The 24,814-nt window shown below is 71.2% G+C and carries 22 protein-coding genes; 11 read left to right on the forward strand and 11 right to left on the reverse strand.

The features are described 5' to 3' along the window. Positions 1–269 precede the first annotated feature (269 nt). Positions 270–1,439 (forward strand): acyltransferase family protein, encoded by a 1,170-nt coding sequence (locus tag I2501_RS01580; RefSeq protein WP_196191917.1) that lies wholly within the window; start codon positions 270–272, stop codon positions 1,437–1,439. 36 nt (positions 1,440–1,475) lie between these two features. On the opposite strand, the gene I2501_RS01585 is transcribed toward I2501_RS01580, so the two are convergent. Next, entirely contained in the window at positions 1,476–2,465 is a 990-nt protein-coding gene (locus tag I2501_RS01585) for an NAD(P)H-dependent oxidoreductase (RefSeq protein ID WP_196191918.1), read from the reverse strand. A gap of 172 nt (positions 2,466–2,637) precedes the next feature. Here I2501_RS01585 and sigJ point away from each other — a divergent pair, with 172 nt between their 5' ends. Beyond that, positions 2,638–3,621, forward strand: a complete 984-nt coding sequence (gene sigJ / locus I2501_RS01590) for an RNA polymerase sigma factor SigJ (RefSeq protein ID WP_236045724.1) — start codon at positions 2,638–2,640, stop codon at positions 3,619–3,621. A gap of 75 nt (positions 3,622–3,696) precedes the next feature. On the opposite strand, the gene I2501_RS01595 is transcribed toward sigJ, so the two are convergent. Further along, positions 3,697–5,007 (reverse strand): LCP family protein, encoded by a 1,311-nt coding sequence (locus tag I2501_RS01595; protein ID WP_196191920.1) that lies wholly within the window; start codon positions 5,005–5,007, stop codon positions 3,697–3,699. Between the two features lie 319 nt (positions 5,008–5,326). Between I2501_RS01595 and I2501_RS01600 the strand changes: the two genes are divergently transcribed. Continuing rightward, positions 5,327–5,974: a MarC family protein gene (locus tag I2501_RS01600; protein WP_196191921.1), complete on the forward strand. Its 648-nt coding sequence runs from the start codon at positions 5,327–5,329 to the stop codon at positions 5,972–5,974. Between the two features lie 16 nt (positions 5,975–5,990). After that, on the forward strand, positions 5,991–8,618 hold the full coding sequence (rph, locus tag I2501_RS01605) for a rifamycin-inactivating phosphotransferase (protein ID WP_196191922.1): 2,628 nt from the start codon (positions 5,991–5,993) through the stop codon (positions 8,616–8,618). Positions 8,619–8,662: 44 nt separating this feature from the next. Here rph and I2501_RS01610 read toward each other — a convergent pair whose 3' ends face one another. Both I2501_RS01610 and I2501_RS01615 read right to left on the reverse strand, forming a co-directional pair. Next, complete coding sequence (locus tag I2501_RS01610; protein ID WP_236045725.1) at positions 8,663–10,966, reverse strand: SpoIIE family protein phosphatase; 2,304 nt, start codon at positions 10,964–10,966, stop codon at positions 8,663–8,665. A gap of 56 nt (positions 10,967–11,022) precedes the next feature. Further along, positions 11,023–11,553 carry a GNAT family N-acetyltransferase gene (locus I2501_RS01615; RefSeq protein ID WP_196191923.1) on the reverse strand — a complete coding sequence of 177 codons (531 nt, stop codon included), beginning with the start codon at positions 11,551–11,553 and terminating at the stop codon, positions 11,023–11,025. A 152-nt stretch (positions 11,554–11,705) separates the two neighbouring features. On the opposite strand from I2501_RS01615, the gene I2501_RS01620 reads away from it, so the two are divergent. Further along, complete coding sequence (locus I2501_RS01620) at positions 11,706–12,725, forward strand: patatin-like phospholipase family protein (RefSeq protein WP_196191924.1); 1,020 nt, start codon at positions 11,706–11,708, stop codon at positions 12,723–12,725. On the opposite strand, the gene I2501_RS01625 is transcribed toward I2501_RS01620, so the two are convergent. The 3 genes from I2501_RS01625 to I2501_RS01635 form a co-directional block, all read right to left on the reverse strand. Continuing rightward, positions 12,713–13,555 carry a PspA/IM30 family protein gene (locus I2501_RS01625; RefSeq protein ID WP_196191925.1) on the reverse strand — a complete coding sequence of 281 codons (843 nt, stop codon included), beginning with the start codon at positions 13,553–13,555 and terminating at the stop codon, positions 12,713–12,715. The two genes, I2501_RS01620 and I2501_RS01625, sit on opposite strands and share 13 nt — an antisense overlap. Positions 13,556–13,669: 114 nt before the next feature. After that, the gene (locus I2501_RS01630) at positions 13,670–13,894 is read right to left on the reverse strand and encodes a hypothetical protein (protein WP_196191926.1); all 225 of its coding nucleotides are present in this window, start codon (positions 13,892–13,894) and stop codon (positions 13,670–13,672) included. Between the two features lie 115 nt (positions 13,895–14,009). Continuing rightward, the gene (locus I2501_RS01635) at positions 14,010–14,615 is read right to left on the reverse strand and encodes a response regulator transcription factor (RefSeq protein ID WP_196191927.1); all 606 of its coding nucleotides are present in this window, start codon (positions 14,613–14,615) and stop codon (positions 14,010–14,012) included. A gap of 152 nt (positions 14,616–14,767) precedes the next feature. On the opposite strand from I2501_RS01635, the gene I2501_RS01640 reads away from it, so the two are divergent. Continuing rightward, positions 14,768–15,583, forward strand: coding sequence for a class I SAM-dependent methyltransferase (locus I2501_RS01640; RefSeq protein ID WP_196191928.1), 816 nt, complete (start codon positions 14,768–14,770; stop codon positions 15,581–15,583). Positions 15,584–15,617: 34 nt separating this feature from the next. Here I2501_RS01640 and I2501_RS01645 read toward each other — a convergent pair whose 3' ends face one another. Then, the gene (locus tag I2501_RS01645; protein WP_196191929.1) at positions 15,618–16,085 is read right to left on the reverse strand and encodes a MarR family winged helix-turn-helix transcriptional regulator; all 468 of its coding nucleotides are present in this window, start codon (positions 16,083–16,085) and stop codon (positions 15,618–15,620) included. A 56-nt stretch (positions 16,086–16,141) separates the two neighbouring features. Here I2501_RS01645 and I2501_RS01650 point away from each other — a divergent pair, with 56 nt between their 5' ends. Then, positions 16,142–16,711: a YbhB/YbcL family Raf kinase inhibitor-like protein gene (locus tag I2501_RS01650; protein ID WP_196191930.1), complete on the forward strand. Its 570-nt coding sequence runs from the start codon at positions 16,142–16,144 to the stop codon at positions 16,709–16,711. 19 nt (positions 16,712–16,730) lie between these two features. On the opposite strand, the gene I2501_RS01655 is transcribed toward I2501_RS01650, so the two are convergent. Beyond that, on the reverse strand, positions 16,731–18,098 hold the full coding sequence (locus tag I2501_RS01655; RefSeq protein WP_196191931.1) for an ABC transporter ATP-binding protein: 1,368 nt from the start codon (positions 18,096–18,098) through the stop codon (positions 16,731–16,733). Positions 18,099–18,184: 86 nt separating this feature from the next. Continuing rightward, the gene (locus tag I2501_RS01660; protein ID WP_196191932.1) at positions 18,185–19,921 is read right to left on the reverse strand and encodes an ABC transporter permease; all 1,737 of its coding nucleotides are present in this window, start codon (positions 19,919–19,921) and stop codon (positions 18,185–18,187) included. A gap of 320 nt (positions 19,922–20,241) precedes the next feature. Between I2501_RS01660 and I2501_RS01665 the strand changes: the two genes are divergently transcribed. Next, positions 20,242–20,877, forward strand: coding sequence for a class I SAM-dependent methyltransferase (locus tag I2501_RS01665; RefSeq protein ID WP_196191933.1), 636 nt, complete (start codon positions 20,242–20,244; stop codon positions 20,875–20,877). A 31-nt stretch (positions 20,878–20,908) separates the two neighbouring features. Here I2501_RS01665 and I2501_RS01670 read toward each other — a convergent pair whose 3' ends face one another. Beyond that, the gene (locus tag I2501_RS01670) at positions 20,909–21,568 is read right to left on the reverse strand and encodes a hemerythrin domain-containing protein (RefSeq protein WP_196191934.1); all 660 of its coding nucleotides are present in this window, start codon (positions 21,566–21,568) and stop codon (positions 20,909–20,911) included. A 354-nt stretch (positions 21,569–21,922) separates the two neighbouring features. Here I2501_RS01670 and I2501_RS01675 point away from each other — a divergent pair, with 354 nt between their 5' ends. The 3 genes from I2501_RS01675 (at position 21,923) to I2501_RS01685 (ending at position 24,547) form a co-directional block, all read left to right on the forward strand. Continuing rightward, positions 21,923–22,477: a TetR/AcrR family transcriptional regulator gene (locus I2501_RS01675; protein WP_196191935.1), complete on the forward strand. Its 555-nt coding sequence runs from the start codon at positions 21,923–21,925 to the stop codon at positions 22,475–22,477. A gap of 45 nt (positions 22,478–22,522) precedes the next feature. After that, a complete protein-coding gene (locus I2501_RS01680) occupies positions 22,523–23,998 on the forward strand; it encodes a DHA2 family efflux MFS transporter permease subunit (protein ID WP_196191936.1) in 1,476 nt (491 codons plus the stop codon). 75 nt (positions 23,999–24,073) lie between these two features. Continuing rightward, entirely contained in the window at positions 24,074–24,547 is a 474-nt protein-coding gene (locus I2501_RS01685; protein WP_196191937.1) for a DUF1772 domain-containing protein, read from the forward strand. Positions 24,548–24,814: the final 267 nt, after the last annotated feature.

Raw genomic sequence — 24,814 nt, forward strand, 5'->3', positions numbered from 1 at the left:
ACGGGTTCCCGTGTCGAGGGAAAGCATGGCCCCTGGAGTCCGCTGACGAATCAACCTGAACGCGGAGAGAACGGACATCACGGCATCAGGTGCCCGTCCTTAGCTGGGAGTTTGGCCACAGGGGCCTGATGATTCCCTGTGTAGGGTGCAGAGGGGCTGCGTCGTGCGGCGCGGCCGATTGCGTGGCGTTGCAGCATCCAGCTGCCCTTGCGCCGCCCGGCGTTTCCCTCTCCCCCTTTCCTCCCCGGCTCCCGGAGATCTACGGCCTTATGCCCACCGCACAGACCGCCTCCCCGTCCGCCACGTCGTCGGTTGCGCCGTCCGTCCCGCCGCTGAGCGGGCCGGTCAGAGCGGGGCGTCGACCACGGTTGGACTCGCTGACCGGTCTGCGGTGGTTCGCCGCCTTGGCGGTGTTCGCCTTCCACACCAACCAGGTGGGACGCGTTCCCAAGCTGCAGATCCCCGCCAGCTACGGGGACGCGGGTGTGGCGTTCTTCTTCATCCTCTCCGGGTTCGTGCTGGCCTGGTCGTTCTCGCCCGACACGCCGGCGCGGGTCTTCTACTGGCGGCGCTTCGCCCGCATCTGGCCGCCGCTGCTGGTGACGACGGTGTTCGCCTTCTTCGGGCTGCAGCAGACCTGGCACCAGGCCGCCAAGGCGGTGGTGCTGGGGCTGACCCTGCTGCTGGCCTGGCACCCCAACACCACGCTGGTCGGGAACCCGGTCGCCTGGTCGCTGTCCGCGGAGGCCTTCTTCTACCTGCTGTTCCCGCTGGTGATCCGGCCGATACTGAAGGCGCGCCCGGCCGTGCTGGCGTTGCTGGCGGCGGTCCTGATCGCGGTCGACATCGTGTTCCGGAAGGTCGCGTTCGACTACTACCTGCCGCACCACTACGACACCTTCCACGTCCTGCTGGTGCAGTGGATCCCCGCCTACCGCGCCATGGAGTTCATCCTCGGCGTGGTGGTGGCCGCGGCGCTGATCCGCGGGTGGCGGCCCCGCATCCCCGTCAGCGTCGCGCTGCTGGTGGTGGGCCTGGACGTGTTCGCCATGTGGTGGGCCCACTACGAGCGCTGGCTCGGCGCGTCGTGGACCAGCCAACTCCTCAGCCCGGCCCTCGCGTTGCTGATCCTGGCCGCCGCACTGCGGGACCTGAGCGGCAAGCGCTCGGTGCTGCGCAGCAAGCCGCTGCTGCGCCTGGGGGAGTGGTCGTACTGTTTCTACCTGATCCACGCGACGGTGATCTTCGGCCTGAGCCGCTACTTCCATCCGCCGGTGGGGCCGGCGCTGGCGACGAACCTGGGGTACGACGCCGTCTGGCTCGCCATCTCGCTGGTCCTCTCCTGGCTCTGCTACCGGTTCGTGGAGAAGCCCGCGGAGAAGTGGCTGCGCGCCCGGTACGGCGCCCGCCCGGCGAAGACCGCGCTCGCTTCCGCCTGATCGCTGAGTGATCCCAGCCTGATCCCAGCCTGATCCTCATGGCTCCAGGTCGGTGACACCCCGCCCGGTCAGCACGTCGAACGGCACCGAGGCCTGGTCGTGCACGATCAGCCAGGCGCCGCCGACACGCCGGAAGCAGAAGGTTCCGCGCACCCACATCCCGTCCACGGCCGAACCGTTCGCGAGCCTGCCGCTCAGCCGCCCGAAGCCGTGCGCGACCGCGAGATCGCCGCCGACGGTGACGTCCAGATCGCGCAGCTCGTAGGAGACCTCGTCGAAGAGCGTGAACACCCGGGCCCAGTTCTTCAGCTTGGCGTCCACGCCGACGTGCTGGAGCGGCGGTTCCACGTCGAAGGAGACGACGTCCGTCGCGTAGATCCGGCGCAGCGCGTCGAGGTCCCTTGCGTGGATGCCGTCGACGATCGCGTCGATCCGCGCGCGGATCTCCGTCTCGGCACCCGGTCCGGAGCGCAGCGTCGACATGGCGGTCGTCCAGGAGACGACCTTGTCCAGCATCAGGTCCAGCGACCGCAGGGCGGCCTCCCCGGGCCGGAACACCGCGTGGTCCTCGAACTCGTCCGCGAACGGCAGGATGACCGGCGCCGCCACCACCGCCAGCTGCAACGCCGCGCCGACCAGCTTCAGTTGCTCGACCGCCCGAACGCCGCCGTTGACGCCGTACGAGACGAACCCGGCGGCCTTGTCGTTCCACTCGGTGTAGAGGTGGTCCAGGGCGTTCTTCAAGGCGCCCGGCATGCCCAGGTTGTGCTCCGAGGTCACGAAGACGAACCCGTCGCACGCCGCGACCGCCGCGCTGAAGGCCTGGGTGCGCTCCTCGTCGTAGACGCCGCGCGAAGCCATCGCCGGTATCGGCGTGGCCAGGACCGGGAGCTCGAAGTCCTTCAGGTCGATCAGCTCGAACGCGGCGTCGGTCCGCTGCCCGGCACGCTCCAGGACCCACTGCGCGACCTGTCCGCCGCGACGACCGGAGCGCACGCTGCCCAGGATGATCCCGATCGTGGTCATCGTCCACCTTCTCTGTCTGTGTCCGTCTGTGTGTCTGTCGGGTGAGGCCTCCGATCGGTATGACGACGCAGCCCGTCGAAGTGTCAGGCCCGGACGCCGAGATGCCGCCGGGCGGTCGAGTCGACCTGACGTTTCGCGGCGCTGATTCGTCGGATGGGGTATGACCCACTCCATGGACCCCGCTGACGCCGCCGCCTCACTCGACGAGATCGCCGGCGAGCGCCGCCACCTGCTCAACCTCGGCTACCGGCTGCTCGGCTCGCTCGCCGAGGCGGAGGACGCGGTGCAGGAGACGTATGCGCGCTGGTACGCGATGTCGAGGGAGCAGCAGGAGGAGATCGCCGCACCGGCCGCGTGGCTGACCCGGGTGGCGAGCCGGATCTGCCTGGACCTGCTGGCCTCGGCGCGGGTGCGGCGGGAGCGGTATGTGGGGGAGTGGATCCCCGAGCCGTTGCCGGGCCGCGCGGAGTGGCTGACCGGGCGTCCGGGCTCGGGCGTGGCGTCGGCCGAGGGGGTGGACCCCGCGGACCGGGTGACGCTCGACGAGTCGGTCAGCATGGCGTTCCTGGTGGCGCTGGAGGCGATGACCCCGGCGCAACGGGTGGCCCTGATCCTGCACGACGTCTTCGAGTACCCGTTCACCGAGGTCGCCGCCGTCACCGGCCGGACTCCGGCGGCCTGCCGCGAGCTCGCGTCGGCGGCCCGCCGCCGGATGCGCGCCGCGCGCCCGGAAGGCGCCGACGCCGACGCCGACGCCGAGCACACCGGCAGCAGCGGGATCGCCGCGTCGACGGCCGAGCAGGCCGCTCTGGTTCGCGACTTCCAACGTGCCTGGCACGCCCAGGATCTGAACGCCCTGGTCGCGCTCCTCGACCCGGCCGCCGTCTTCACCGCCGACGGCGGTGGCGTCGTCCAGGCCGCTCTGCACCCGATCCACGGCGCGGCGCAGATCGCCGACTTCATCGTCGAGGTGGCCCGTCAGGTCGCGCACTCGGTGACGCTGGACGAGCGACTGGTCAACGGACGGCCGGGGCTGCTGGTGCGCAAGGACGGCGAGACGTCCGCGGTGTACGCGTTCGACGTCGCGGGCGGACGGATCACCCGGATCTGGGTGGTACGGAACCCGGAGAAGCTGCGGCTGTGGGAAGCGGAGTGAGCCCGAGGTGAGCCCGGACACAGCCCGGCCGCAGTGATGGAGCACGCACTGCGGCCGGGCTGCCCGCCGTGGGCGTCAGCCTCCGGAGACGTTCGTCGTCGGGTCGTTGGACGCGATGGTCACCGGCTGGTCGTTCTGGAGCTCGCTGAAGAGCGTCTTGGACTGCGTCTTGTCCCAGAGCAGCGCGTCGCCGTCGGTCGGGGTGTAGTAGTTCGCGTCCCCGACCGGGACCGTCAGCGACTTGCCGTTGCCGCCGGAGACGTTCTTCATCGCGAAGAACATCTGCGCCAGGTCGTACGGGCTCATGCCCTTGTCCACGCTCAGCGTCGCCGTGCCCGCGCTGAGGGCCGGGTAGAGCTTGAACGGGTTCAGCAGCGTCGAGGGCGTGGCCGCCTGGTGGGCGACGGCGGCGAGGAACTTCTGCTGGTCCGCCATGCGGCCCAGGTCCTGCGACGCCTCCTGGTGGCGCTCGCGGACGAACGCCAGGGACTGCGCGCCGTTGAAGGTCTGGCAGCCGGCCTTGAAGTTCGCGCCCGAGGCCTGGTCCACCATCGGCTTGGCCAGGCACATGGTGACCCCGCCCAGCGCGTCGACGAGGTTGACGAAGCCGCCGAACCCGATCTCCGCGTAGTGGTCGATGTGGATGCCGGTGTTGTACTCGACGGTCTGCGCCAGCAGCTGTCCGCCGCCCCAGGAGAACGCGGTGTTGAGCTTGTGCTGGGTCGCCGGGTACTGCTTGCCGGAGGAGCCGGTGAACGCGGGGATGGTGACGTAGCTGTCGCGCGGCAGGCTGACCAGCGTGTCGCCGTTGGCGCCGACGTGCAGGATCAGCATCGAGTCGCTGTTGCCGTACTGGCCCTCGTTGTCACTGCCGGTGTGCAGCTGTTGCTGCTGCGTCGCGGTGAGGTTCTGCCGGTTGTCCGAGCCCGCGATCAGGTAGTTCGTGCCCTGGCCGGTCGGGGGCTGGTTCGGCAGTGCGCCCAGGTCGACGGTGTGGTTGAGCTGGCTGTCCGCCCAGGCGTAGGTGCCGCCCGCGGTGGCCAGCAGGGCGATGACCAGTCCTCCCGCGACGTAGGCGGTCCGGCGGCGCCAGGACCAGCGGCGCCAGCCGCGCGGCGGACGCCCGCCGGTGGTGCCGGAGCTGTAGGTCCCGCCGGGGCCGGACGGAGCTCCCGTCCGGGACGCCGCTGCTGGACGGGACTGAGTACCAGGACGGGCCGACGCGGTGGACGCCCCCGGGGTGCCGGGGACCTGGCGGGCGGGCTGGCGCAGGCGGGACCGCCCGCTCGCTCCGCCCCGGGGCGAGAGGCCAGGAGGCAGCGGCGGCTCCTGACCGCCCCCGCCGTTGTCGGCGCTGCTGTTCCACTGATCGGCCCATTCGTTCATGCGCACAGTGTGCTGCAGTCGGATGAAAGACCTGTGGAGGCACTGTTCTTACCCCGTGCCGAGCCGATGACGGGTTTGTTGCACATCAGGGACAGTGCCCTGCGAGTGCCCGGTCCGCCCTCCGCCTGCGACCGCCCCTGTCTGCGCCTTCGCACGGTACGGGGTGGTTCGGCCACTCCGGGTGAGCTCGGCCTGACGCGGTCGCCGGAGCCTCGTCAAGGTCGACACTGTCGCAAAGCTGTGACACGAAACACCGGCTTTTGTCCGATCCGAGTGGCCTGGGACCGGTTGGCGGCCGACGTGGAGGATGATCGACTCCATGTCCTCGCTCACCGGGCCGCTCAACGTCACCAGCACCTTCGTCACCTTCTTCGCGGTCGTCGGGCCGCCCAAGGTGATGCTGTCCTTCGCCCACGTGGCGCGGGGGCGCACCACGCTCGTGGCGCGTCGGGTGGCCCTGCTGGCCTCGGGGGCCTCGGCGCTGCTGGGTGCGCTCTGCGCGTGGACGGCGCCCTACGTGACGGACTTCTTCCACATCAGCGTCGAGTCGCTGGAGCTCGCCGGTGGGATCATCTTCTTCCTCTACGCGGTCGGTCTTGTGCTCGGCGTGCACGTCGGCGCGGACAGCCCGGAGGAGGTGGACGAGATGCACCCGGTGGTCTCCGGCTTCCGGGAACTGCTGCTGCCCTACGTGGTGAGCCCGCTGGCGGTGACCGCGGTCCTGGTGGAGTCCCTGAACCGGAACGACTGGGGCTGGCGCAGCAGCGTGGTCGCGTCCTTCGTGGCCGTGGCGATGATCGACGCGGTCTGCATGGTGGCCACGACCGGGCTGCTGCGCAAGGTGCACACGACCACTCTGGAGATGTGCTCGCGGCTGTTGGGCCTTCTCCTGGCGGCCGTGGGAGTGGAACTGTTCCTGACAGGCCTGGACCATGCGATCGCCGAGTGGTCCAGCGCCTCACACTGATCGGAGAGGTGTCGCGGTGAGCGAGCAGTACGTGGTGGAGCTTCGCGAGGTCGACGAGGCTCAGGTCGCCGTCGTGGGTGGCAAGGGCGCACAGCTGGGCGGGCTGGCGCGGATCGACGGCGTCCGCGTGCCGGACGGCTTCTGCGTGACGACGGACGCGTTCCGGCGGGTCCTGGCGGACGCGCCGTCGGTCGGCGAGCTGCTCGACCGGTTGGCGCAGGTCAACTCGGCGGATCCGGAGGCGATTAGCGCGCTCAGCGCGGAGATCCGCCGGAGCATCGAAGGCGCGGCCGTCCCTGCCGAGATCGCGGCGGCGATCACCGGCGCGCTCGCCCGGCACGGCGAGGACGCCGCCTACGCCGTCCGGTCGAGCGCGACGGCGGAGGACCTGCCGACGGCGTCGTTCGCCGGACAGCAGGACACCTACCTCAACGTGGTCGGTCCGGCGGAGGTCCTCGGGCATGTCAGCCGGTGCTGGGCCTCGCTCTTCACCGAGCGGGCCGTGACCTACCGTCAGCGGAACGGCATCGACCACCGCACGGTGCACATGGCCGTGGTGGTGCAGCGGATGGTCGTCCCGGACGCGTCCGGCATCCTGTTCACGGCCGACCCCGTCACGGGCGACCGGAGGCTCGCCACCGTGGACGCCGGCTTCGGCCTCGGCGAGGCCCTGGTCTCGGGCCTGGTGAACCCGGACGTCTTCGCGGTGCGCGACGACGAGGTCGTCGCCAGGACGATCGCCGCCAAGCAGCGTGCCGTCCTGGCGGTGCCGGGCGGCGGCACGCAGGAGGTCGCGATCGAGGAGCGGCGGCAGGAGCAGCCCGCGCTGACGGACGGTCAGGCCGTGGAACTCGTCCGGCTCGGCCGGCGGATCGAGGCGCACTTCGGCCGTCCGCAGGACATCGAGTGGTGCCTGGTCGACGACGGCTTCCGGATCGTCCAGAGCCGGCCGATCACCACGCTGTTCCCCATCCCCGAGGCCGACGACCAGGCGAACCACGTCTACGTCTCCGTGGGCCACGGGCAGATGATGACGGACCCCATGAAGCCGCTCGGGTACTCCATGTGGCAGTTGACGGCCATGGTGCCGATGCACGAGGCGGGAGGGAGGCTCTTCGTCGACGTCACCGCACGGCTGGCCGCTCCGGCGAGTCGTGCCGCGCTCCTGGACGTGATGGGCAAGGGCGATCCGCTGATCAGGGACGCGCTCGAAACCGTCCTCGCCCGCCAGGACTTCGTCCCGCTGGTCGAGGACACCCCTGCCGCCGGGCCGCAGGCCGGAGCGGCGCGGGCGCGCGCTGCGTCCGCGCCGATCGAGACCGATCCGGGGATCGTCAAAGGGCTGATCCAGCGCAGTCGGGAATCCGTCGCCGCCCTGGCGCGGGACATCAGGACCAAGAGCGGAGCGGCGCTGTTCGACTTCCTCGAGGAGGCCTTCGCGGAGCACAAGCGGGTGCTCGCCGATCCGCTGAGCATCAAGGCGATCATGGCCGGGATGGAGGCCACCTGGTGGCTCAACGACAACCTGCAGGAGTGGCTGGGCGAGAAGAACGCCGCTGACACGCTCACGCTGTCCGCGCCGGGCAACGTCACCTCGGAGATGGGGCTGGCCCTGCTCGACGTCGCGGACGTGATCCGCCCGCTGCCGGAGGTACGGGCGTTTCTCCAGGACGTCCAGGAGAAGGGGCTCCGGGACGAGGACTTCCTGGACGAGTTGGCGAAGCGCGAGGGAGGCATCGAGGCCCGCGCCGCCATCGAGGTCTACCTCGACCTCTACGGGATGCGCTGCGTCGGCGAGATCGACATCACCAGGCCGCGCTGGAGTGAACGCCCCACCACGCTCGTGCCCGTGATCCTCGACAACATCAGGAACTTCGGCCCGGACGCCGCCGAGCGACGCTTCGAGGAGGGGCGGGAGAAGGCGCAGCAGAAGGAAGCTGACGTACTGTCACGTCTGCGGCTGCTGCCCGAAGGGGACAGCAAGGCCGACGAGACCCAGCGGATGATCGAGCGGGTCAGGACCTTCATCGGCTACCGGGAGTACCCGAAGTACGGCATCATCAGCCGCTACTTCGTCTACAAGCAGGCCCTGTTGGCGGAGGCCGACCGTCTGGTGCAGGCGGGCGTCCTCGCCGGGCGCGAGGACGTCTTCTTTCTGACGTTCCAGGAGTTCCGCGACGTCGTGCGCACCGGGCAGGTCGACGAACAGCTGCTGCGGCAGCGCAGGGACGCGTTCCGCGCGTACCACGCACTCACCCCGCCGCGCGTGCTCACCTCGGACGGCGAGGCGCTGACCGGGGCGTACCGGCGCGAGGGGATCCCGGCTGACGCCCTGCCCGGCGTGGCGGTCTCCGCCGGGACCGTCGAGGGGAGGGCCCGGGTCGTCCTGGACATGGCCGACGCAGACCTCGAAGCCGGCGACATCCTGGTCACGCCCTTCACCGACCCGAGTTGGTCACCGCTGTTCGTCGGCATCGCGGGCCTGGTGACGGAGGTGGGCGGCCTGATGACCCACGGCGCGGTGATCGCCCGTGAGTACGGACTGCCCGCCGTCGTGGGCGTGGAGCGGGCCACCCGGCTGATCCGGGACGGGCAGCGGATCCGGGTGCACGGCAGCGAGGGGTACGTCGAGCTGCTGTCCTGAACCGTGTCCTGACGGATCGTCAACTCAGGTGAACTGCCCGGCTCCTACTCCGCGACGACGACCAGAGCCGCCTGGTCGTCGTCCGTCAGGCCGCCGGTGAAGCCGTCGACGGCGTCGGTGAGGGCGTCGAGAATCCGCCGCGCGTCCGCGGCTCCGGCGGTCGGACGCAGGGCGGAGACGAGACGCTCCTCGCCGAAGAAGGTCCCGGCCGGGTCGCGGGCCTCCAGGATGCCGTCGGTCACCAGGACCAGGTGGTCCCCGCTGCGCAGGGTGAACGACTCCATGACCAGTTCGGGCTCCGGCGATACGCCGAGGAGTTCCCCGCTCGGGCTGGGCGCGTAGACGGTTCCGTCGGCCCGGTGCAGCACGGGAGGCGGGTGCCCGGCCCGGACCATGCTCACGGCGACCCCGGCGGGCTCCCCGTGCACGCCGTGCTCCCGGCGCAGTTCGGCGTAGATCAGCGTCACGAAGCTCTCGTCGCTGTCCGGCCGGGCCAGCAGGGCGGCGTTGACCGCGTCCGCGACCGCGCCCGGGGTCGGCAGCAGCGGAGCGACGGCGCGGGCGGTGTTGCGGACCAGCGCGGTCGTGGTCGCCGCATGGGCCCCGCGCCCGCACACGTCCCCGATGACCAGCCCCCAGCGGTCCCCGGGCAGCGGGAAGATGTCGTAGAAGTCGCCGCCGATGTCCAGGCCCTCGCCTGCCGGGCGGTAGGAGGCGGCCAGCCGTACTCCCGGGACGTCCGGCAGCGCCGCGAGCAGCAGCCCGGCCTGGAGGTCGTGGGCCAGCCGGGCGCGCTGGGCGTGTTGGCGGGTGGTCTCGGCCCCGGCCGCGGCGGTGCGGGCGAGTTCCTCGGCGAGGACGATGGTGCGCGGGCCCAGCGGCCGGTCGGCGGTCGCGACCACGGTCAGCGCGCCGAAGGTGTGTCCGCGCGCGGTCAGCGGCACGCAGATCCGGCCGGTGATGTCGAGCCCGAGCTCCCGCCACCCGGCGCCGGGCGCTGCCCGGCTCACCTCGGTGCGTCCGGTCGCCAGCACGCGCCCGACCGGGCCGTCCTCGGTGTGCGCCGACGCGTGGGCCGACGAACGGTCCGACGCGCCGTCCGAGGCGTGCGCCGACGCCCCGGCTGCGAGCAGCGCCGCGGCCCGATCGGGCAGCCCCGCAGCGAGCGCGACGGCCACGCGGCGGACCCGGCCGTCCTCCAGCACGTCGATCACGCAGACCGGACCCAGCGTCGGGACGGCCAACTGCGCCAGCCGCTGCAGGTTCTGCGGATAACGGGCCTCCTCGCTGACCGCCGTGCTGGTCCGCAGGACGAACTCCAGGTCGGAGCTGAGCGTGTGCTCGCGCTCGTGCGCCCGGTGGCGGGCGATCTCGGTGCGGTGGCGCTCGATGGCCAGCGCAGCGGTGCGGGTGAAGACGATGCTGAGGTCGAGATCCTCCTCGCGCAGCGGCCTCGGGGTGCGGTGGTACATGGCGAAGGTGCCGAGCAGCTCGCCCGTGCTGGACATGACCGGGGACGACCAGCAGGCCGCGAGCCCCGCCTGGCCGGCCAGCTCCCGGTAGTCGGTCCAGAGCGGATCCGTGGCGATCTCGTTGACCACGACCATCTCGCGGCGGTACGCGGCGGTGCCGCAGGAGCCCTCGCGCGGTCCGATCTCGCAGCCGTCGATGGCCTCGTTGTAGAAGTCCGGCAGGCTCGGGGCCGCGCCGTGCAGCAGCCGGGTGCCGCTCTCGTCGAGGAGCAGCACCGAGCTGAGCACGTGCGGTGAAAGCTTCTCGATGGCCCGGCACATGCCGTCCAGCACCTCCGCCAGCGGCGCGTCGCGCGCGATCTGCTCCAGCAGCGCCTGCTGCTCGGCGGCCAGCTTGTGGGCGGCGCGCTGCCGGGTGACGTCCACGCCGAGGAAGGCGATGCCCTGGACCCGTCCGTCCTGGTCCCGCCGCGGTTCGAGGCTGATGTCGAAGTACCGCAGCCGACCCGCGCCGACCGATCCCAGCAGCACGGCGACGTTGGAGGTGACGATCGGCCGACCCTGGAGGTAGACCGAGTCGAGCAGGGACAGCAGGCCCTGGGGCACCAGCTCGGGCACGGCGTCCCCGACCGGCCGACCGAGCATCTCCCGGCCCAGCGCGTCCCGGCCCCGCTCGCCGCCGACGGTCTCGAAGAACGCCTGGTTCGCCCCCTGGAGCAGGTGGTCAGGGCCGCTGAGCGCGGCGAAGACGACCGGGGCGCGCGCGAACATCCCGGGCAGCGGGTCGGCCCCGGCCTCGGCCCCGGCCACGCCGACGCCGGACCGCCACTCCGCCTCTGCTCCCTCGTCCGCGCGATCTCGGCTCCCGGGCTCCATGAGATCAGCCTGACCCCGCCCCCACGGGTGAACAACTCGGCGAGGCCTTGCAGTCGCTAAGCCGGGAGCCGGATGCCCAGCCACTGTTCCGCGCCGTACGCGTGGTAGAGCTCGACCTGGGTGAACCCCAGCTTCGCCGCGAGGCGGAGGGACCGGGTGTTGGCGGTCTGGGTGCGCAGCACCACCGGCTCGCCGGGACGGGCGTCGGCGTGCCAGCGGAGCGCTGCCGCGCAGGCCTCGGCGGCGTACCCGTGCCCCCACGCCTGCGGCAGGAACAGGTAGCCGAGCTCGGCCGCCTCCGGGCGGACGTGGTTCGCATGCTCGCCGTGGCGCCGGTTGAGCTCGACGGTGCCGATCGTCGCGCCGTCGCTCTCGATCACGAACAGGCCGGGGCGCCGCTCGGGCGTCTCGGCAACGCTGCGTTCGAGCTGCTCACGCGGCTGAGGACCGCCGAGGTAGGCGTTCACCTCCGCCGAGGCCAGCAGCTCGACGACCGCCGCACGGTCCCGCGCCTCGGACTGGCGCAGCACGAGCCGCTCGGTCGTGATCGGAGCGGGCGGCCAGGGGACAGTTCCAAGATCGGTCATGATCGGGAACCTATCGTTCCCGCACGACCCGAGTGAAGGAATCTCCGTGGGGCGCGATCTGTTCAACTCTGCACAACTGGCCGGGTCGAGGCGGATCATGGACGCTGGAGTCGGGGGGTGAGCCCGGCGCGAGAGGAAGGCGGCGGTCGGACATGGGAGTCCTGCCAGCGGATCCGGATGACAGCCTGCCGGACGGCGCGCGCCGCCGGTCCTCCAGGCCGCGGCGCGGCCTGGTGCTGGGGGCCGGGGGAAGTCTGGGCGCGGCCTGGACGATCGGGGCGCTGTGCGCGCTGGAGGAGGCGTCCGGGTGGGATCCCCGCGAGGCGGACGTCATCGTGGGCACCTCGGCGGGTTCACTGGTCAGCTCGATGCTCGCGATCGGCGTCACCGCCGCCGACCTGCGTGACCACCAGCGCGGCATCGTGCCGACCACAGGAGGCATGCAGGGGGTCGAGGTCGACTACGACACCTGGGTCGGCGGCGCGCTGCCCCGCATTCCCCGGCCCGGGGTCGGGTCGCTGCGGCTGCTGCGCGACCTGGTCGGGCATCCGCACCGGATGCCGTTCGCCACGATCCTGGCCGCCGCCGCGCCGACCGGACGGGGCAGCCTGAGCGGCGTGCGGGACCTGTACCACCAGATGCAGATGGACGACCGCTGGCCGGACAACCCGGCGCTCCGGGTGGTCTCGGTCGATCTGGACACCGGGATGCGCGTGCAGTTCGGGACCCCGGAGGCGCCGGCCGCCGACCTCGCCTCCGCCGTGACCGCCTCCTGCGCGCTGCCCGCGTGGTTCGAGCCGGTGCGTATCGACGGACGCCGCTATGTGGACGGCTGTGCCTGGTCGGACACCAACCTGGACCTGCTGGCGGGCGAGGGGCTGGACGAGGTCTACGTCCTCGCGCCCACCTGCGCCCGCGAGACCGACCATCCACGCGGCGTCGCCACCCGGCTGGAACGCCGGCTGCGCCGCGGCTCCACCTCCCGGCTGCTGCGCGAGGCCCGGCAGGTGCGGTCAATGGGCACGCGGGTGCACGTCCTGGTGCCCGGGCCGGACGACCTGGTCGCGATGGGTGCGAACCTGATGGCTCCGCAGCACCGGCTCACGGTGCTGGAGACCTCGTTGCGGACGACCAAGGCCTTTCTGCAGACTCCGCAGACTCAGCTGGGCTGATCCGGCTTCGCCTCGGGCTCGCCTGGCTTGGCGGGCTGGGCGTCCTGCTCGTCCTGCTCGTCCTTCGCTGGGGCGGGCTCCGTGACGGACTCCGGGGCGGCCTCCAGGGAGGGCGTGGCGCTCTTGCCCGCGGTGAGTTCGGCTTTCATGGCGGCCAGTTCGGCCTCCACCTCGCCGCCCGCCGTGAGGGCGTCGAGCTGGTCGCGCAGGTCGTCGTGGGCGACGGGGGAGGCCGGGTCCTCCAGTGCGCCGGAGGCCATCAGCTCGTCCAGCGCCCCCGCCCGCGCCTGGAGTTGTTCCGTCTTGTCCTGGGCGCGCTGGACCGCGGAGCCGATGTCGCCCATCCCGTCGGAGATGCCGGTGGCGGCCTCGTTGATGCTGGTCTGGGCCTCGGCCGCGGTGTAGGAGGCCTTGACCGTCTCCTTGCGGGTGCGGAACTCGTCGACCCTGGTCTCCAGTTGCCGGGAGGCCGTGGTGAGCTTCTCCTCCTCCTGCTGGAGCGCGACCAGCTGGTCCTTGAGCTCCTGGTCCTGGGCGAGGACACCGGCCCTGCGGGTCAGCGCCTCACGGGCCAGGTCCTCCCTGCCGGCGCCCAGCGCCTGCTCCGCCTGGCTCTGGAGCCGGGTGGCGGAGCCGGCGAGCTGCGTGCGCTGCATCTCGATCCGCTTGCGGCTGGTCGTGACGTCGGCGAGCCCGCGTTTGACCTTCTGGAGCATCTGGATCTGCCGCTGGTAGGCGTAGTCGAGGGTCTCGCGCGGATCCTCGGCGCGGTCGAGGGCCTTGTTCGCCTTGATCTTGAACATGTCGGTGACGCGGTGGACGAGACCCATGGCCGTCACCCTCCTTCCGGGACGGCGTGCCCCTCCTGGCTTTCTGCCCGCTCACCTCCGCGCTACGCCACTCGACTCCTGGGACTGTTGTGGCGAGGTGGTCGCTGCGAGCGCTCAGGCGATGTAGTGCGGGGAGTGGGTCCGGGTCGCCAGCTCGATCCCGCTGTGCCGCCAGGTGACCTCGTGCCCGTCGGTCCGGAACCGCAGCCGGACGCCGCCGTCCTCGGTGATCCGGACGACGGTCGCGGTCTCCACCGCGGCCAGCGGGCCGTCGCGGTAGACCCGGACCTCGTCGCCTTGCCGAAAGTCGCCCTGTCTGAAGGGGATGGTCGTCGACATCGCTCTCACCGTCCGTAGCAGTGTCCCCGCAAGGGGAAATGTGGGCTGGAGCACAGGGCCCACAGGTTTGGGCGGCGCACTTGAGAATGGCTGGAGCGAGCGGACCAGGCAGAATTCAGAGCCAGCCGGCTTCCTGGGCGATGCGGACGGCGTCGACGCGGTTGCGGGCGTTGAGTTTGGTGACGATGTTGGTGAGGTAGTTGCGGACGGTTCCGGAGGCCAGGTAGAGGCGGCTGGCGATCTCTTTGACGTCCTCGCCGTCGGCGGTGAGGCGGAGCACCTCGAAGTCGCGTGGGGTGAGCGGGCTGCTGCCGGCTTCGAGGGCGGCGAGGGCGAGCTTGGGTTCGATGGCGTGGCCGCCCTTGGCGACGGAGCGGATGGCGGTGGTCAGCACCGTCGGGTCGGAGTCGGTGAGCATGTAGCCGACGGCGTGGGCGGCCAGCGCGCGGCGCAGTCGGCCGGGTCCGCCGACCTCGGTGAGGATCATCGTGCGGCAGGAGGGCAGTTGGTCGTGCAGTTGCCGACAGGCGGTGATGCCGTCCATACCGGGCAGCTCGGCGTCGAGTACGGCGACGTCGGGTCTGTGTCGGTGCGCGAGCGGCAGGATCTCCTCGCCGCGCGCGGTCTCGGCGACGACTTCCAGATCGCTCTCCAGGTTCAGAAGCGAGACCAGTGACTTCCGCAGCAGAATCATGTCCTCGGCGATCAGGATGCTGATCATCGTGCTCCACCGTCTTTCCGTGTTGGTGCCCACACGGAAGACTGCCCTCACCTTGTTGATCTTCCGTCAGCAGACCATGAACACTCGCACACATTTCGGTCGCATTCGCGTAATGCAAGGTCGGTCGTGGGCGGCGGGGCTAGCGTGACCGGATGGATGATCGGGATGAACGTCGTTTGCACGCCTCGTCGTTCGGTGCCGCGGCGGCGGCGTACGCCGAGCACCGGCCGGACTACGCGCAGGACGCGGTGCGTTGGGCTCTGGGCGCGGCACCGGCATCGCACGCGCCTGGTCCGCGTGTGCTCGACCTGGGCGCGGGAACGGGGAAGTTGACGGCGACGCTGGTCGACATGGGCCTCGGCGTCGTCGCGGTCGAGCCCGATCCGGCGATGCTGGGCGAGCTGCGTCGCTCGCTGCCGACGGCACGGGCGCTGTCGGGGAGCGCCGAGGCGATTCCGTTGCCGGACGCGTCCGTCGACGCCGTGCTCGGCGGGAACGCGATGCACTGGTTCGACATGGCCGTCGCGGGTCCCGAGATCGCTCGGGTCCTGCGGCCGGGCGGAATCCTGGCCGGGCTGTGGAACGTGATGGACGATCAGGTCGAGTGGGTCGCCGAGCTGGCGCGGGTGAGCGGGAGCGCGGCGATCGGTTCGCGTGACATGCCCGCGAGTTGGCGTGCCGAGACGGCGGAGATGCATCTGCCCAAGGCGCGCACGTCAGGCACAGCGAGAGGGGAGGCCCGGTTCGGCTCGGCGGAGCAGGCCCTGTTCCCGCACGGGCAGCGGCGCACCGCGGACTCACTCGTGGCGACCCTCGCGACGCGCGCCGGGGTGCTGGTGATGCCGGAGCCGGAGCGGGAGGCGCTGCTCGGCCGGATCCGCGGGTTCCTGGCCGACAGGCCGGAGACGGCACGTGGCGAGTTCACCCTCCCGATGCTGACCGCAGTGCTGCGCGTCCGACGGCTCTGACCGGACTGCGAGGCTCCTCAGCGCAGGACGGGGATCAGGAGTCGGCGATGTCGCCGAGCAGCTCCGCCGCGCGGGCGATCACCGCGCGGTCCTCGGCGCTGAGCGCGTGCAACTGCCGGTCCAGCCAGGCGTTGCGCTGGTCGCGTGCGGCGCGGGCGAGTGCGTCGCCCTCCGCGGTGGCGCTGAAGCGGACCTTGCGGCGGTCGTCCGGATCGGGGGTGCGGACGGCGTACCCGGCCGAGGTGAGGCGGTTGACGGTCTGGCTCATGGAGGCGGGGGAGACCCGGTCGCGCTCGCTGAGTTCGGTCAGCGTCTGCGGGCCGTGCTTGTGCAGCCGGGTGAGCACCTCCAGGGCCACGTCACCGAGGCTGCCGTCGGGGCGCTCGCTGCGGAACCGGCGGTAGAGGCGACCGACGGCGGAGCGGAGCTCACCGCTGAGGTCCGGCTCGTCCCCTCCGAGCGACATGCCCGCGGCTTGCTGGTCGGTTGCCTGCTTCTCCATAGCTGATTAGTATACCTAAAGAGATCTTTCGTGTACCTAAAGGAAGAGTCGAGGCCATGCCCCCCGCTAACCCCCTCGGTGTCGCCCTGCGCAACCGGCGCGCCGGCCACCACACCCTCGTCTGGGCGCGCCCCGATCTGCAGGCCCCGGAGAACTTCACGCTGACCAGCCCGGCCTTCGAGCACGGTGCGCCGATCCCGGAGGCGTACCGCGGCAGGATCTTCGGCGCGAACGTCTCGCCCGCGCTGGAGTGGACGCAGCCTCCGGCGGGCACGGTCGAGCTGGTGCTCATCGCGCAGGACCCCGACGTGCCGATCGGCAAGCCCGCCACGCACGCGCTCGCGCTGGGTATCGACCCGACGCTCGCCGGGATCCCCGACAACGGCCTCGCCCATCCCAGCCCGGTGCCGGGCATCCGGCACGGCAAGGGGCCGCTCGGCCGCCGTGGCTGGGCCGGGCCGATGCCGGTCCGCTCGCACGGACCGCACGCCTACGTCTTCCAACTCTTCGCCGTGGACCGGGCGTTGGAGCTTCCTGAGAGCTTCGGCCTGAACGACGTGCTGGCCGCCCTCCAGGGCCACGTCCTCGGCCGCGCCCGGCTGGACGGGACCTACGAGATCAAGTAGACCGGCCGTCGGCGCAGTTTCAGAGATGGGCCTGGGCCCCCGGTTCCAGGGTGAACTCGGCGTCGTTGTGGTCGTAGTCGTACAGCTCGGCGTAGCGGCCCCAGTCGATGGCGGTGTCGAGCTGGATCCGGGCCTCCTCGGTCGAGAAGCCGCGGCGGAGCAGGTCGAGGAAGAGGCCCTCGCGCAGGGTGTGGTCCTCGGTCCTGGACAGGGCCTGGACGATGGCCCGGACCAGCGGGGCGTGCTTGGCGACGTGCCCGGCGAAGAGCTGCTTGCTGGTGAGGATGTCCGCCTCGGTGATCTCCCGACCCTCCGGGGTGACGCTGATCCGCGCGTCGCGGGTACGGGCGAGGCCGAGCATGACGGCCGCGTCGACCAGCGGGAGCAGGTCGTCGACCTCGAAGTTCAGCTCGTCGGCGAGTTCGGCCAGGCCGTCCTCGCCGCCGCGGGCGACCAGGATCTGCAGCAGACCCGCAAGTCCGCCGACGGTCACCACTGGCAGCGGCGTGTTGACCGGCGTCGCGGGCGTGCGGTCGCGCGCCTCCTCGTGGTCGGCGTGCGGTGCGGCCTCGGCCCCGTGACCGCTGCGGCCGGTGAGGAGTCCGTAGACGGTGTCGACGATCGACTCGAAGCGGGGGTCCTGGCGGTCGCGCGGGCGCGGCAGGTCGATCGGGATCTCGGCCTTGATCCGGCCCGGGTTGGAGGAGAGCACGAGGACCCGGTCCGCCAGCAGCACCGCCTCCTCGATGTTGTGGGTGACGATCAGGATCGATTTGACCGGGGCCTCGTTGCCCTCCCACAGGCCGACCAGCTCGGAGCGCAGGTTCTCGGCGGTCAGCACGTCGAGCGCGGAGAAGGGCTCATCCATGAAGAGGGCGTCGGGTTCGACGACGATGCCGCGGGCGAAGCCGACGCGCTGGCGCATGCCGCCGCTGAGCTCCTTGGGGTAGGCGCCCTCGAAGCCGTCCAGACCGATCAGGTCGATCGCCTTGAGCGCCCGCTCGGTGCGCTCCGCCTCGGGCACCTCGCGCGCTTGGAGGCTGAGCTCGACGTTCTGCTGGACCGTCAGCCAGGGCAGCAGCGCGAAGGACTGGAAGACCATGGCCACGCCCGGGTTGGCCCCGTTGATCTGCTGACCCCGGTAGGAGACGCCGCCGGTGGAGGGCGCGATCAGCCCCGCCAGGCAGCGCAGCAGCGTGGACTTGCCCGAGCCGGAACGCCCCAGCAGCGCGACGATCTCGCCCTCGCGCAGGGCCAGGTCGATGTTGTCCAGTACCGGCAGGGGCGATCCGTCCGGCGCGGTGAAGGCCTTGCTGAGGCCCTCGGCGCGGATGATGACGGGCGGCACGGAGCCCGCCGTGCGGTCGTGGGCGGAGGTGCTGCTCATGGGAGTCCTCGGCTGCTCGTTCTGGGTGGGCTGGGTGGACCGGGTCGGCTGTGTCGGCTGGGTGGGCCTGGCGGTTCGACGGTCTGTCACAAGGCGAAGCGGGTCTCGGCGAGACGGTACAGGCGTCGCCAGAACAGCCGGTTGACCACGACGACGTAGAGGCTCATCACGCTGATGCCCACCAGGATCCGGGGGAAGTCCCCGGCGGCCGTCGCCTGGGTGATGTAGGCGCCGAGGCCGTCGGCCGTCAGGTTGTGGTGACCGTAGGCCACCACCTCGGCCACGATGGACGCGTTCCACGCGCCGCCCGCCGCGGTGATGCCGCCGGTGACGTAGGCGGGGAAGATCGCGGGCAGGATGAACTTGGTCCAGCGCAGCCGCCCGCCTATTCGGAAGCTGGTCATCGCCTCGCGCAGGTCGGTCGGGATGGCCTGGGCCCCGGCGATCACGTTGAACAGGATGTACCACTGCGCGCCCAGCGCCATCAGCAGGATCGCGCCGAAGTCGAGCGAGATCCCCAGCGCGACGAAGGCCGCGGTGGCGAAGGGGAAGACGAAGTTCGCCGGGAAGCTGGCCAACACCTGGACGACCGGCTGCGCGAACCGGGTCACCTTGGGGTTCATCCCGATCCACACGCCGATCGGCACCCACACGACGCTGGCGACCGCCACCAGCAGCGTGACGCGTCCGAAGGTCAGCGCGCCCAGCCACAGCGCCCGGCCGAACTCGCCCAGGCCGACGGTGGACTGGACGTAGTGGAAGGCCTCCCACGCGCCGTACGCGATGAGCACGCTGACCGCCCCGCCGAAGAAGACGTCCCCGGCGCGTTCCCGGGTCACCGGACGGGTCAGCGGGTGCTCGGCGAGGCCGAAGGGGCGCGCGGCCTTGTCCAGGGCGCGGCCGACGGGCCGGAGCGGCGTCCCGATCAGGTGCGGCACGCTGCTGCGCCGCAGCAGGTCGAGCACGATGCTGCGCGGGCGTTCGACGGCGCTGGACTCCTCCACCCGGAACCGCTCGCACCAGGCGGTCATCGGCCGCCAGAACAGCACGTTGACGCCGATCACCATCACGACCATGACGGCGATGGCGATGCCCACCTCGCCGAGGTTGCCGTCGGCGATCGCGGCTGCGGTGTAGGAGCCGATGCCGGGCAGGGCGTACTGGTGCTTGAGCACGCTGATCGACTCGGAGGCGGCGAGGAAGAACCAGGCGCCGCCGAAGCTCATCATCCCGTTCCAGACCAGCGGGATCATCCCGGAGGGGACGTCGAGTCGCCAGAACCGCTGCCACTTGGTCAGCCGCATCACCCGTGCCGCCTCGTCCAGTTCGCGCGGCTGGGAGATCAGCGCGTAGTAGAAGGCGAAGGTCATGTTCCACGCCATCGCCGTGAATACGGCGAAGATCGACGCGCACTCCAGGCCGAGTTCCGAGCCGGGGAAGAGGTTGATGAACGCGGTGACCGTCACCGAGAGGAAGCCGAGGACCGGCACCGACTGGAGGATGTCCAGGATGGGCAGCAGCACCTTCTCCAGCCGCCTCATCCGCGCCGCGGCGGTGGCGTAGACGAAGGTGAAGAGCACCGACGCGGCCAGACCCGCGAACATCCGCAGCAGTGAACGGACCGCGTAGTAGGGGAGGTTGGCCGGGTCGGTCGACACCTGCGTCGGCGCGGTGCTGGGCAGGAACCGGGCGTTGAGACCGGGAGCCAGGCGCAGCAGTCCGTACAGCAGCGCCAGCAGCGCCGCCCCGACCAGCAGGTCGACCCAGCTCCAGCCGGAGCGCCGCCACAGCCCTCGGGCGGGGTAGCCGTTGTTCTGGGCCATCTGTTCGCCTCTCGCCCCCACGGCGGCCGCCGGAACGGCCGCCTGCCTGACCGTGCGTGAGCGCACCGTCCGGCGTCGCTGCCGGGCGGGCGCTGCACCGTGCCCGACCGGCCTGTTGTCGCTGGTCGGACGGGTGCAGCACGGATGATGTCACGGCCGGGGCGAGACGCGTCAACCCGCGCTTGGCAGTTGGCACGCTGCGTCAAGAGCGCGTATCGGTGACGTGCCGGCACGTCAGGATCGCGTCAGGCGCTCTCCGGGGTTTGCCGAACCGGCAACAGAACTTGTCGCTTCTGCGGTGTGCGACGCACGATCGCCGCATGACTGATGTGACGACGAACGACGAGTTCTGGGACTCCTTCTACGCCGAGCGCGAGCAGGTCTGGAGCGGACGGCCCAACGACGCCATGGTCCGGGAGACGGCGGACCTCACTCCCGGCCGGGCGCTGGACCTCGGCTGCGGAGAGGGCGGCGACGCGATCCACCTCGCGCGGCGGGGCTGGACGGTCACCGCGGTGGACATCTCCCAGGCCGCGCTCGACCGGGCCGCCGCGCACGCGGCGGCCGAGGGGGTCGCGGACCGGATCGAGTGGCAGCGCCACGACCTTGCCGTGACCTTCCCGGAGGGGGAGTACGACCTGGTCAGCGTCCAGTTCCTGCACTCGCCGGTGGAGATCCCGCGCGAGGGGATCCTGCGCCGCGCCGCGCAGGCCGTCGCACCGGGCGGGGTGCTGCTGGTGGAGGGTCACGGGGGCTTCCCGTCCTGGGAGGACGAACACGACCATCACCCCGACGTCCACTTCCCCAGCCCGGACGAGGTGGTGGCCGAGCTGCGGCTGGCGGAAGGGGAGTGGGAGGTCCTGGTGAGCACGGAGCACGAGCGCACCCAGAACGCCCCCGACGGACGGCCGACCGTGCGGATGGACAGCACGGTCAAGGCCCGTCGGAGGAAGTGAGCAATAGCTCGTAAGCGCATGTGACGTATCGTCAGGCCGCCTGCGCGGCAAGCTCGTCGCCGAAGGCGGCGCGCCGTAGGGAGCGCAGGCGGCTGCCGCCGAGCTTGGCGATCAGGGGCGCGGGGACGCCGGTGCGCTCCTCCGGGGTCGCGACGTCGGCCAGCCACGGCGGAAGGAAGGTGAAGGCCCACGGCGCCTGGGTCTTGACCATGTGCTTGCGCAGCGCGTCCCAGACCTCGTCGGTGAGGTGGGGCGCGAGCCGACCGAGCAGCTCGTCCTCCTCGTCCGTGGCGTGCCGGGCGAGCAGGGCGTGGGTGTCGCTCGCCGCCGCCGCGAGGAGCTGCGCCGCCGAACTGTCGCTGGTGAGTTCGGCGGCGGCAGCGGCGGTCCGCTTCAGCAGGTCGGCAAGCTCGCCGTGCTCGGCAGCCATCAGCTCCAGCGCCTCCGCGTCCGCGCCGCGCTTGGCCAGCTCGGGCCAGAGGACGTCGTCCTCGCCGGTGTGGTGGTGCTCGATCAGGTGGAGCAGCTGGTCGGTGTACTTGGCCAGCGCCCGCGCCCGAGCGGCGTCCGGCCGCTCCGCGAGGACGGCGGCGGCGCGGGCGAGGCACTCCAGGTCCCGCGACATGGCCCGGTGGGCGAGCAGCATGGTCTGGTGACTGCGGTGGAGGGTGTGGAACGGCGGGTGCGCCATGGGACCTGGGTCTCCTGTGGTCGGGGCGGTCGGGGGCGGTCGGGGGCGGCGTCGGGTGGGGTCGGGTCGGGTCGGTACGTCGGCCATCCGCGCGACGGTCGTCAGGCGCAGTCTTCCCGCAGCTGATCGACCGCCGCTTGAGCGGCACTTGAGCGCGGCTGGAACGCTCGGCCGGAATCCGTGAACGGCCGACGGTCCACCGGGCGACGTTCGCGCTTCCAGTGGGACTCGACCTCGGGTCGGTAGACATGACTCAGCTGACCTGACGCCAGCGTCCCGTCCACCAGCCGAGTGCGGACCCCGATGACCACACCTACCGCTCAATCCGACGACCGAGCGCCCCGCTCCGCGCGCATGAGCGCCGAGGAGCGACGCGAGGTGATCCTCCGCGTGGCGGTGGCCGAGTTCGCGACCGGCGGCTACCACGGCACGTCGACCGAACGCATCGCCCGGCGCGCCGGCATCTCCCAGCCCTATGTCTTCCGCCTCTTCCCCGGCAAGAAGGCGCTGTTCCTGGCCTGCGCGGAGCTCTGCTTCCAGCGGGTGCGGAGCACGCTGACCGAGGCCGCCCGAGGCCTGACGGGCGATCCGGCGATCGAGGCGATGGGAACCGCGTACCAGCAGCTCATCGCGGACCGGAACACCCTGCTGCTCCAACTCCAGCTCTACGTCGCCTCCGCGTCCGCCGAAGCGGACATCGCGGACCTGGTGCGCCGCCGCTGGAACGAACTGTGGGACGAAGTACGCGTGCGGACCGGCGCGACGGACGAGGAAGTCAACGCGTTCTTCGCCAACGGGATGTACATCAACGCTCTGCTGGCCATCGGAATCCCGGTCGCCAGCGGCTGTTGGGCCGGACTGCGGCCGATCTCCGAAGATCAGCCGGATTTTCGTGCCCTCGAAAGTTAGTGACCAATTGCTACCGAGAAACGCTACCGAGAAAGAGGACGGACCATGACGGACACCGTGGACGCCCAGTCACAGGGAGTCGGGCGGGGAGTGGTGGTGTGGGCGATCGTCGTGACCGGCCTCGCCGGCTTCATGGCCATGCTGGACAACCTGGTCGTCATCACCGCCCTGCCGACGATCGGCCGGCACCTCGGTGGCGGCATCGACAAGCTCGAATGGACGGTGAACGCCTACACGTTGAGCTTCGCCGTGCTGCAGATGCTCGGCGCCTCCGCAGGCGACCGCTTCGGGCGACGCAAGATGTTCATGGGGGGCCTGGTGCTCTTCACCGTCGCCTCCGCGGCGGCCGCCTCCACCACCGGGATCAACGCCCTGATCGCCGCCCGCGCGATCCAGGGTGTCGGTGCGGCGATCGTGATGCCGCTGACGCTGACCCTGCTCACCGCGCACGTGCCCGCCAAGTTCCGCGGCGTGGCGCTGGGCGCGTGGGGTGCGGTCAACGGCCTTGCCGTGGCCACCGGGCCGCTGATCGGCGGCGCGATCGTCGAGCACATGTCCTGGCAGTGGATCTTCTGGGCCAACGTGCCGATCGGCATCCTGCTGGTGCCGCTGGCCGGCTGGCGGCTGAAGGAGAGCCGCGGCCCGAGCGCCCGGCTCGACGTGGTGGGCACGGTCCTGGTCAGCCTGGGCCTGTTCGGCGCGGTCTACGGCATCATCCGCGGCCACGACGACGGCTGGACGAGCACGGGCATCCTCGCCTCGCTGGTCGGCGGCGCGGTCCTGGTGCTGGCCTTCGTGCTCTGGGAGCTGCGGGTCAAGGAGCCGATGCTGCCGATGCGGATGTTCGCCAACCGCTCCTTCACCGGCGTGAACGTGGCGAGCCTGCTGATGGCCCTGGGCATGTTCGGCGCGATCTTCCTGCTCACCCAGTTCTTCCAGAACATCGAGGGCTTCGACGCGCTGGGCGCCGGTGTGCGGATGCTGCCGTGGACCGGAATGCCGATCCTGGTCGCACCGATCGCGGGCATCCTCTCCGACAAGATCGGTGGCCGTCCCATCGTCATCGTCGGGCTCTTCTTCCAGGCGCTCGGGCTGGCCTGGTTCGCCCTGATCACCAAGGCCGGTGTGAGCTACGGCGAGCAGATCCCGGCCCTGGTCCTCGGCGGCGTCGGCATGGCCCTGTTCTACGCCCCCATCGCCCACGTCCTGATGGACACGGTCCGCACCGAGGAGCAGGGCGTCGCGTCCGGCGCCAACAACGCGCTGCGGGAGTTCGGCGGCGCGCTCGGGGTCGCCGTGCTGACCTCCGTCTTCACCGCCGAGGGCAGCACCCAGACCGCCAAGAGCTTCGTGGCCGGTATGGTGCCCGCGCTGTGGGTCGGCGCCGCCGCCGTGGCGCTGGGCGGAGCCGCGATGTTCCTGGTCCGGGGGCGCGCCAAGGCGTCCGCCGCGGCAGCGGGCACGTCCGACACTCCGGCCGCCCGCGCCGCCGAACCGGACGCGGTCGCCGCCGTCGGCTGAACGCCGAGCCACGTTCCCGACTGCCCACAAGGCTGTCAACAAGACTGTCAACAAGAGAGAAAGCTGGAAGATCTGATGGTGACGCTCACTCAGATTCTCGCGGTGGTAGGCATCCTGGCCAACGGCATCGTCTACGGGACGGACTTCTTCTGCGCGCTCGTCCAGCGGTCCGCGCTGGCGAACGTGGACGACGCCATGCTCACCAAGGTCATGGGAGAGGTGCACCGGTTCGGCGACAAGCGCATGCCCGCGCCGGGAGTGGTGGGCCTGGTCACGGCGCTCGCGTGCGCGGTCGTGGCGGGCGTCGGCGGTCACACGGCTGCTGCCGTCGCCGCCGGGGTCGGCACGGTCGCGCTGGTGGCGTGGCTGGTGGTCTACGCGAAGGTCAGCGCGCCGGTCAACAAGGCGCTGACCACCGCTGCAGACGAGGGCACGACCCTCCCCAACGCCCGTGCGCTCCAGGCGACCTGGGACGGGGTCATCAACCTGCGGGTGGCCCTGCAGCTGATCGGCGTCCTGGGCCTCTGCATCGCCCTCATCAAGGCCTAGGTCGAGCGGGCAAGCCCAGCCGGACAGACCCGGCCGGACAAGGCGAGCGGACAAGGACCGGCGGCCCCGGTACGCGCAGGCGGAGTGATCACGACTCCGCCGCCGCGTACCGGGGTTTTCGCATGAAGTGGAACGTCAAGGGCCGTTCGAGCCCACTGCGAGCCAGGTCCGGCACGTTGTGGCACGTGCACGAGAGATATCCGGAAGACCGGATCCGCCGCACCTTCGCGATGTTCCCCGGGCAGGACCGCACTCGCCACAACCGAG

Origin of the sequence: Streptacidiphilus fuscans, from assembly GCF_015690355.1 — a bacterium.
Lineage (GTDB): Bacteria > Actinomycetota > Actinomycetes > Streptomycetales > Streptomycetaceae > Streptacidiphilus > Streptacidiphilus fuscans.

Excerpts from the sequence above, each read along its gene's own strand:
- I2501_RS01580 (WP_196191917.1), top strand. The coding sequence starts at position 270 with ATGCCCACCGCACAGACCGCCTCCCCGTCCGCCACGTCGTCGGTTGCG.
- I2501_RS01585 (WP_196191918.1), bottom strand. The coding sequence starts at position 2,465 with ATGACCACGATCGGGATCATCCTGGGCAGCGTGCGCTCCGGTCGTCGC.
- sigJ (WP_236045724.1), top strand. The coding sequence starts at position 2,638 with ATGGACCCCGCTGACGCCGCCGCCTCACTCGACGAGATCGCCGGCGAG.
- I2501_RS01595 (WP_196191920.1), bottom strand. The coding sequence starts at position 5,007 with ATGAACGAATGGGCCGATCAGTGGAACAGCAGCGCCGACAACGGCGGG.
- I2501_RS01600 (WP_196191921.1), top strand. The coding sequence starts at position 5,327 with ATGTCCTCGCTCACCGGGCCGCTCAACGTCACCAGCACCTTCGTCACC.
- I2501_RS01610 (WP_236045725.1), bottom strand. The coding sequence starts at position 10,966 with ATGGAGCCCGGGAGCCGAGATCGCGCGGACGAGGGAGCAGAGGCGGAG.
- I2501_RS01615 (WP_196191923.1), bottom strand. The coding sequence starts at position 11,553 with ATGACCGATCTTGGAACTGTCCCCTGGCCGCCCGCTCCGATCACGACC.
- I2501_RS01620 (WP_196191924.1), top strand. The coding sequence starts at position 11,706 with ATGGGAGTCCTGCCAGCGGATCCGGATGACAGCCTGCCGGACGGCGCG.
- I2501_RS01625 (WP_196191925.1), bottom strand. The coding sequence starts at position 13,555 with ATGGGTCTCGTCCACCGCGTCACCGACATGTTCAAGATCAAGGCGAAC.
- I2501_RS01630 (WP_196191926.1), bottom strand. The coding sequence starts at position 13,894 with ATGTCGACGACCATCCCCTTCAGACAGGGCGACTTTCGGCAAGGCGAC.
- I2501_RS01635 (WP_196191927.1), bottom strand. The coding sequence starts at position 14,615 with ATGATCAGCATCCTGATCGCCGAGGACATGATTCTGCTGCGGAAGTCA.
- I2501_RS01640 (WP_196191928.1), top strand. The coding sequence starts at position 14,768 with ATGGATGATCGGGATGAACGTCGTTTGCACGCCTCGTCGTTCGGTGCC.
- I2501_RS01645 (WP_196191929.1), bottom strand. The coding sequence starts at position 16,085 with ATGGAGAAGCAGGCAACCGACCAGCAAGCCGCGGGCATGTCGCTCGGA.
- I2501_RS01650 (WP_196191930.1), top strand. The coding sequence starts at position 16,142 with ATGCCCCCCGCTAACCCCCTCGGTGTCGCCCTGCGCAACCGGCGCGCC.
- I2501_RS01655 (WP_196191931.1), bottom strand. The coding sequence starts at position 18,098 with ATGAGCAGCACCTCCGCCCACGACCGCACGGCGGGCTCCGTGCCGCCC.
- I2501_RS01660 (WP_196191932.1), bottom strand. The coding sequence starts at position 19,921 with ATGGCCCAGAACAACGGCTACCCCGCCCGAGGGCTGTGGCGGCGCTCC.
- I2501_RS01665 (WP_196191933.1), top strand. The coding sequence starts at position 20,242 with ATGACTGATGTGACGACGAACGACGAGTTCTGGGACTCCTTCTACGCC.
- I2501_RS01670 (WP_196191934.1), bottom strand. The coding sequence starts at position 21,568 with ATGGCGCACCCGCCGTTCCACACCCTCCACCGCAGTCACCAGACCATG.
- I2501_RS01675 (WP_196191935.1), top strand. The coding sequence starts at position 21,923 with ATGAGCGCCGAGGAGCGACGCGAGGTGATCCTCCGCGTGGCGGTGGCC.
- I2501_RS01680 (WP_196191936.1), top strand. The coding sequence starts at position 22,523 with ATGACGGACACCGTGGACGCCCAGTCACAGGGAGTCGGGCGGGGAGTG.
- I2501_RS01685 (WP_196191937.1), top strand. The coding sequence starts at position 24,074 with ATGGTGACGCTCACTCAGATTCTCGCGGTGGTAGGCATCCTGGCCAAC.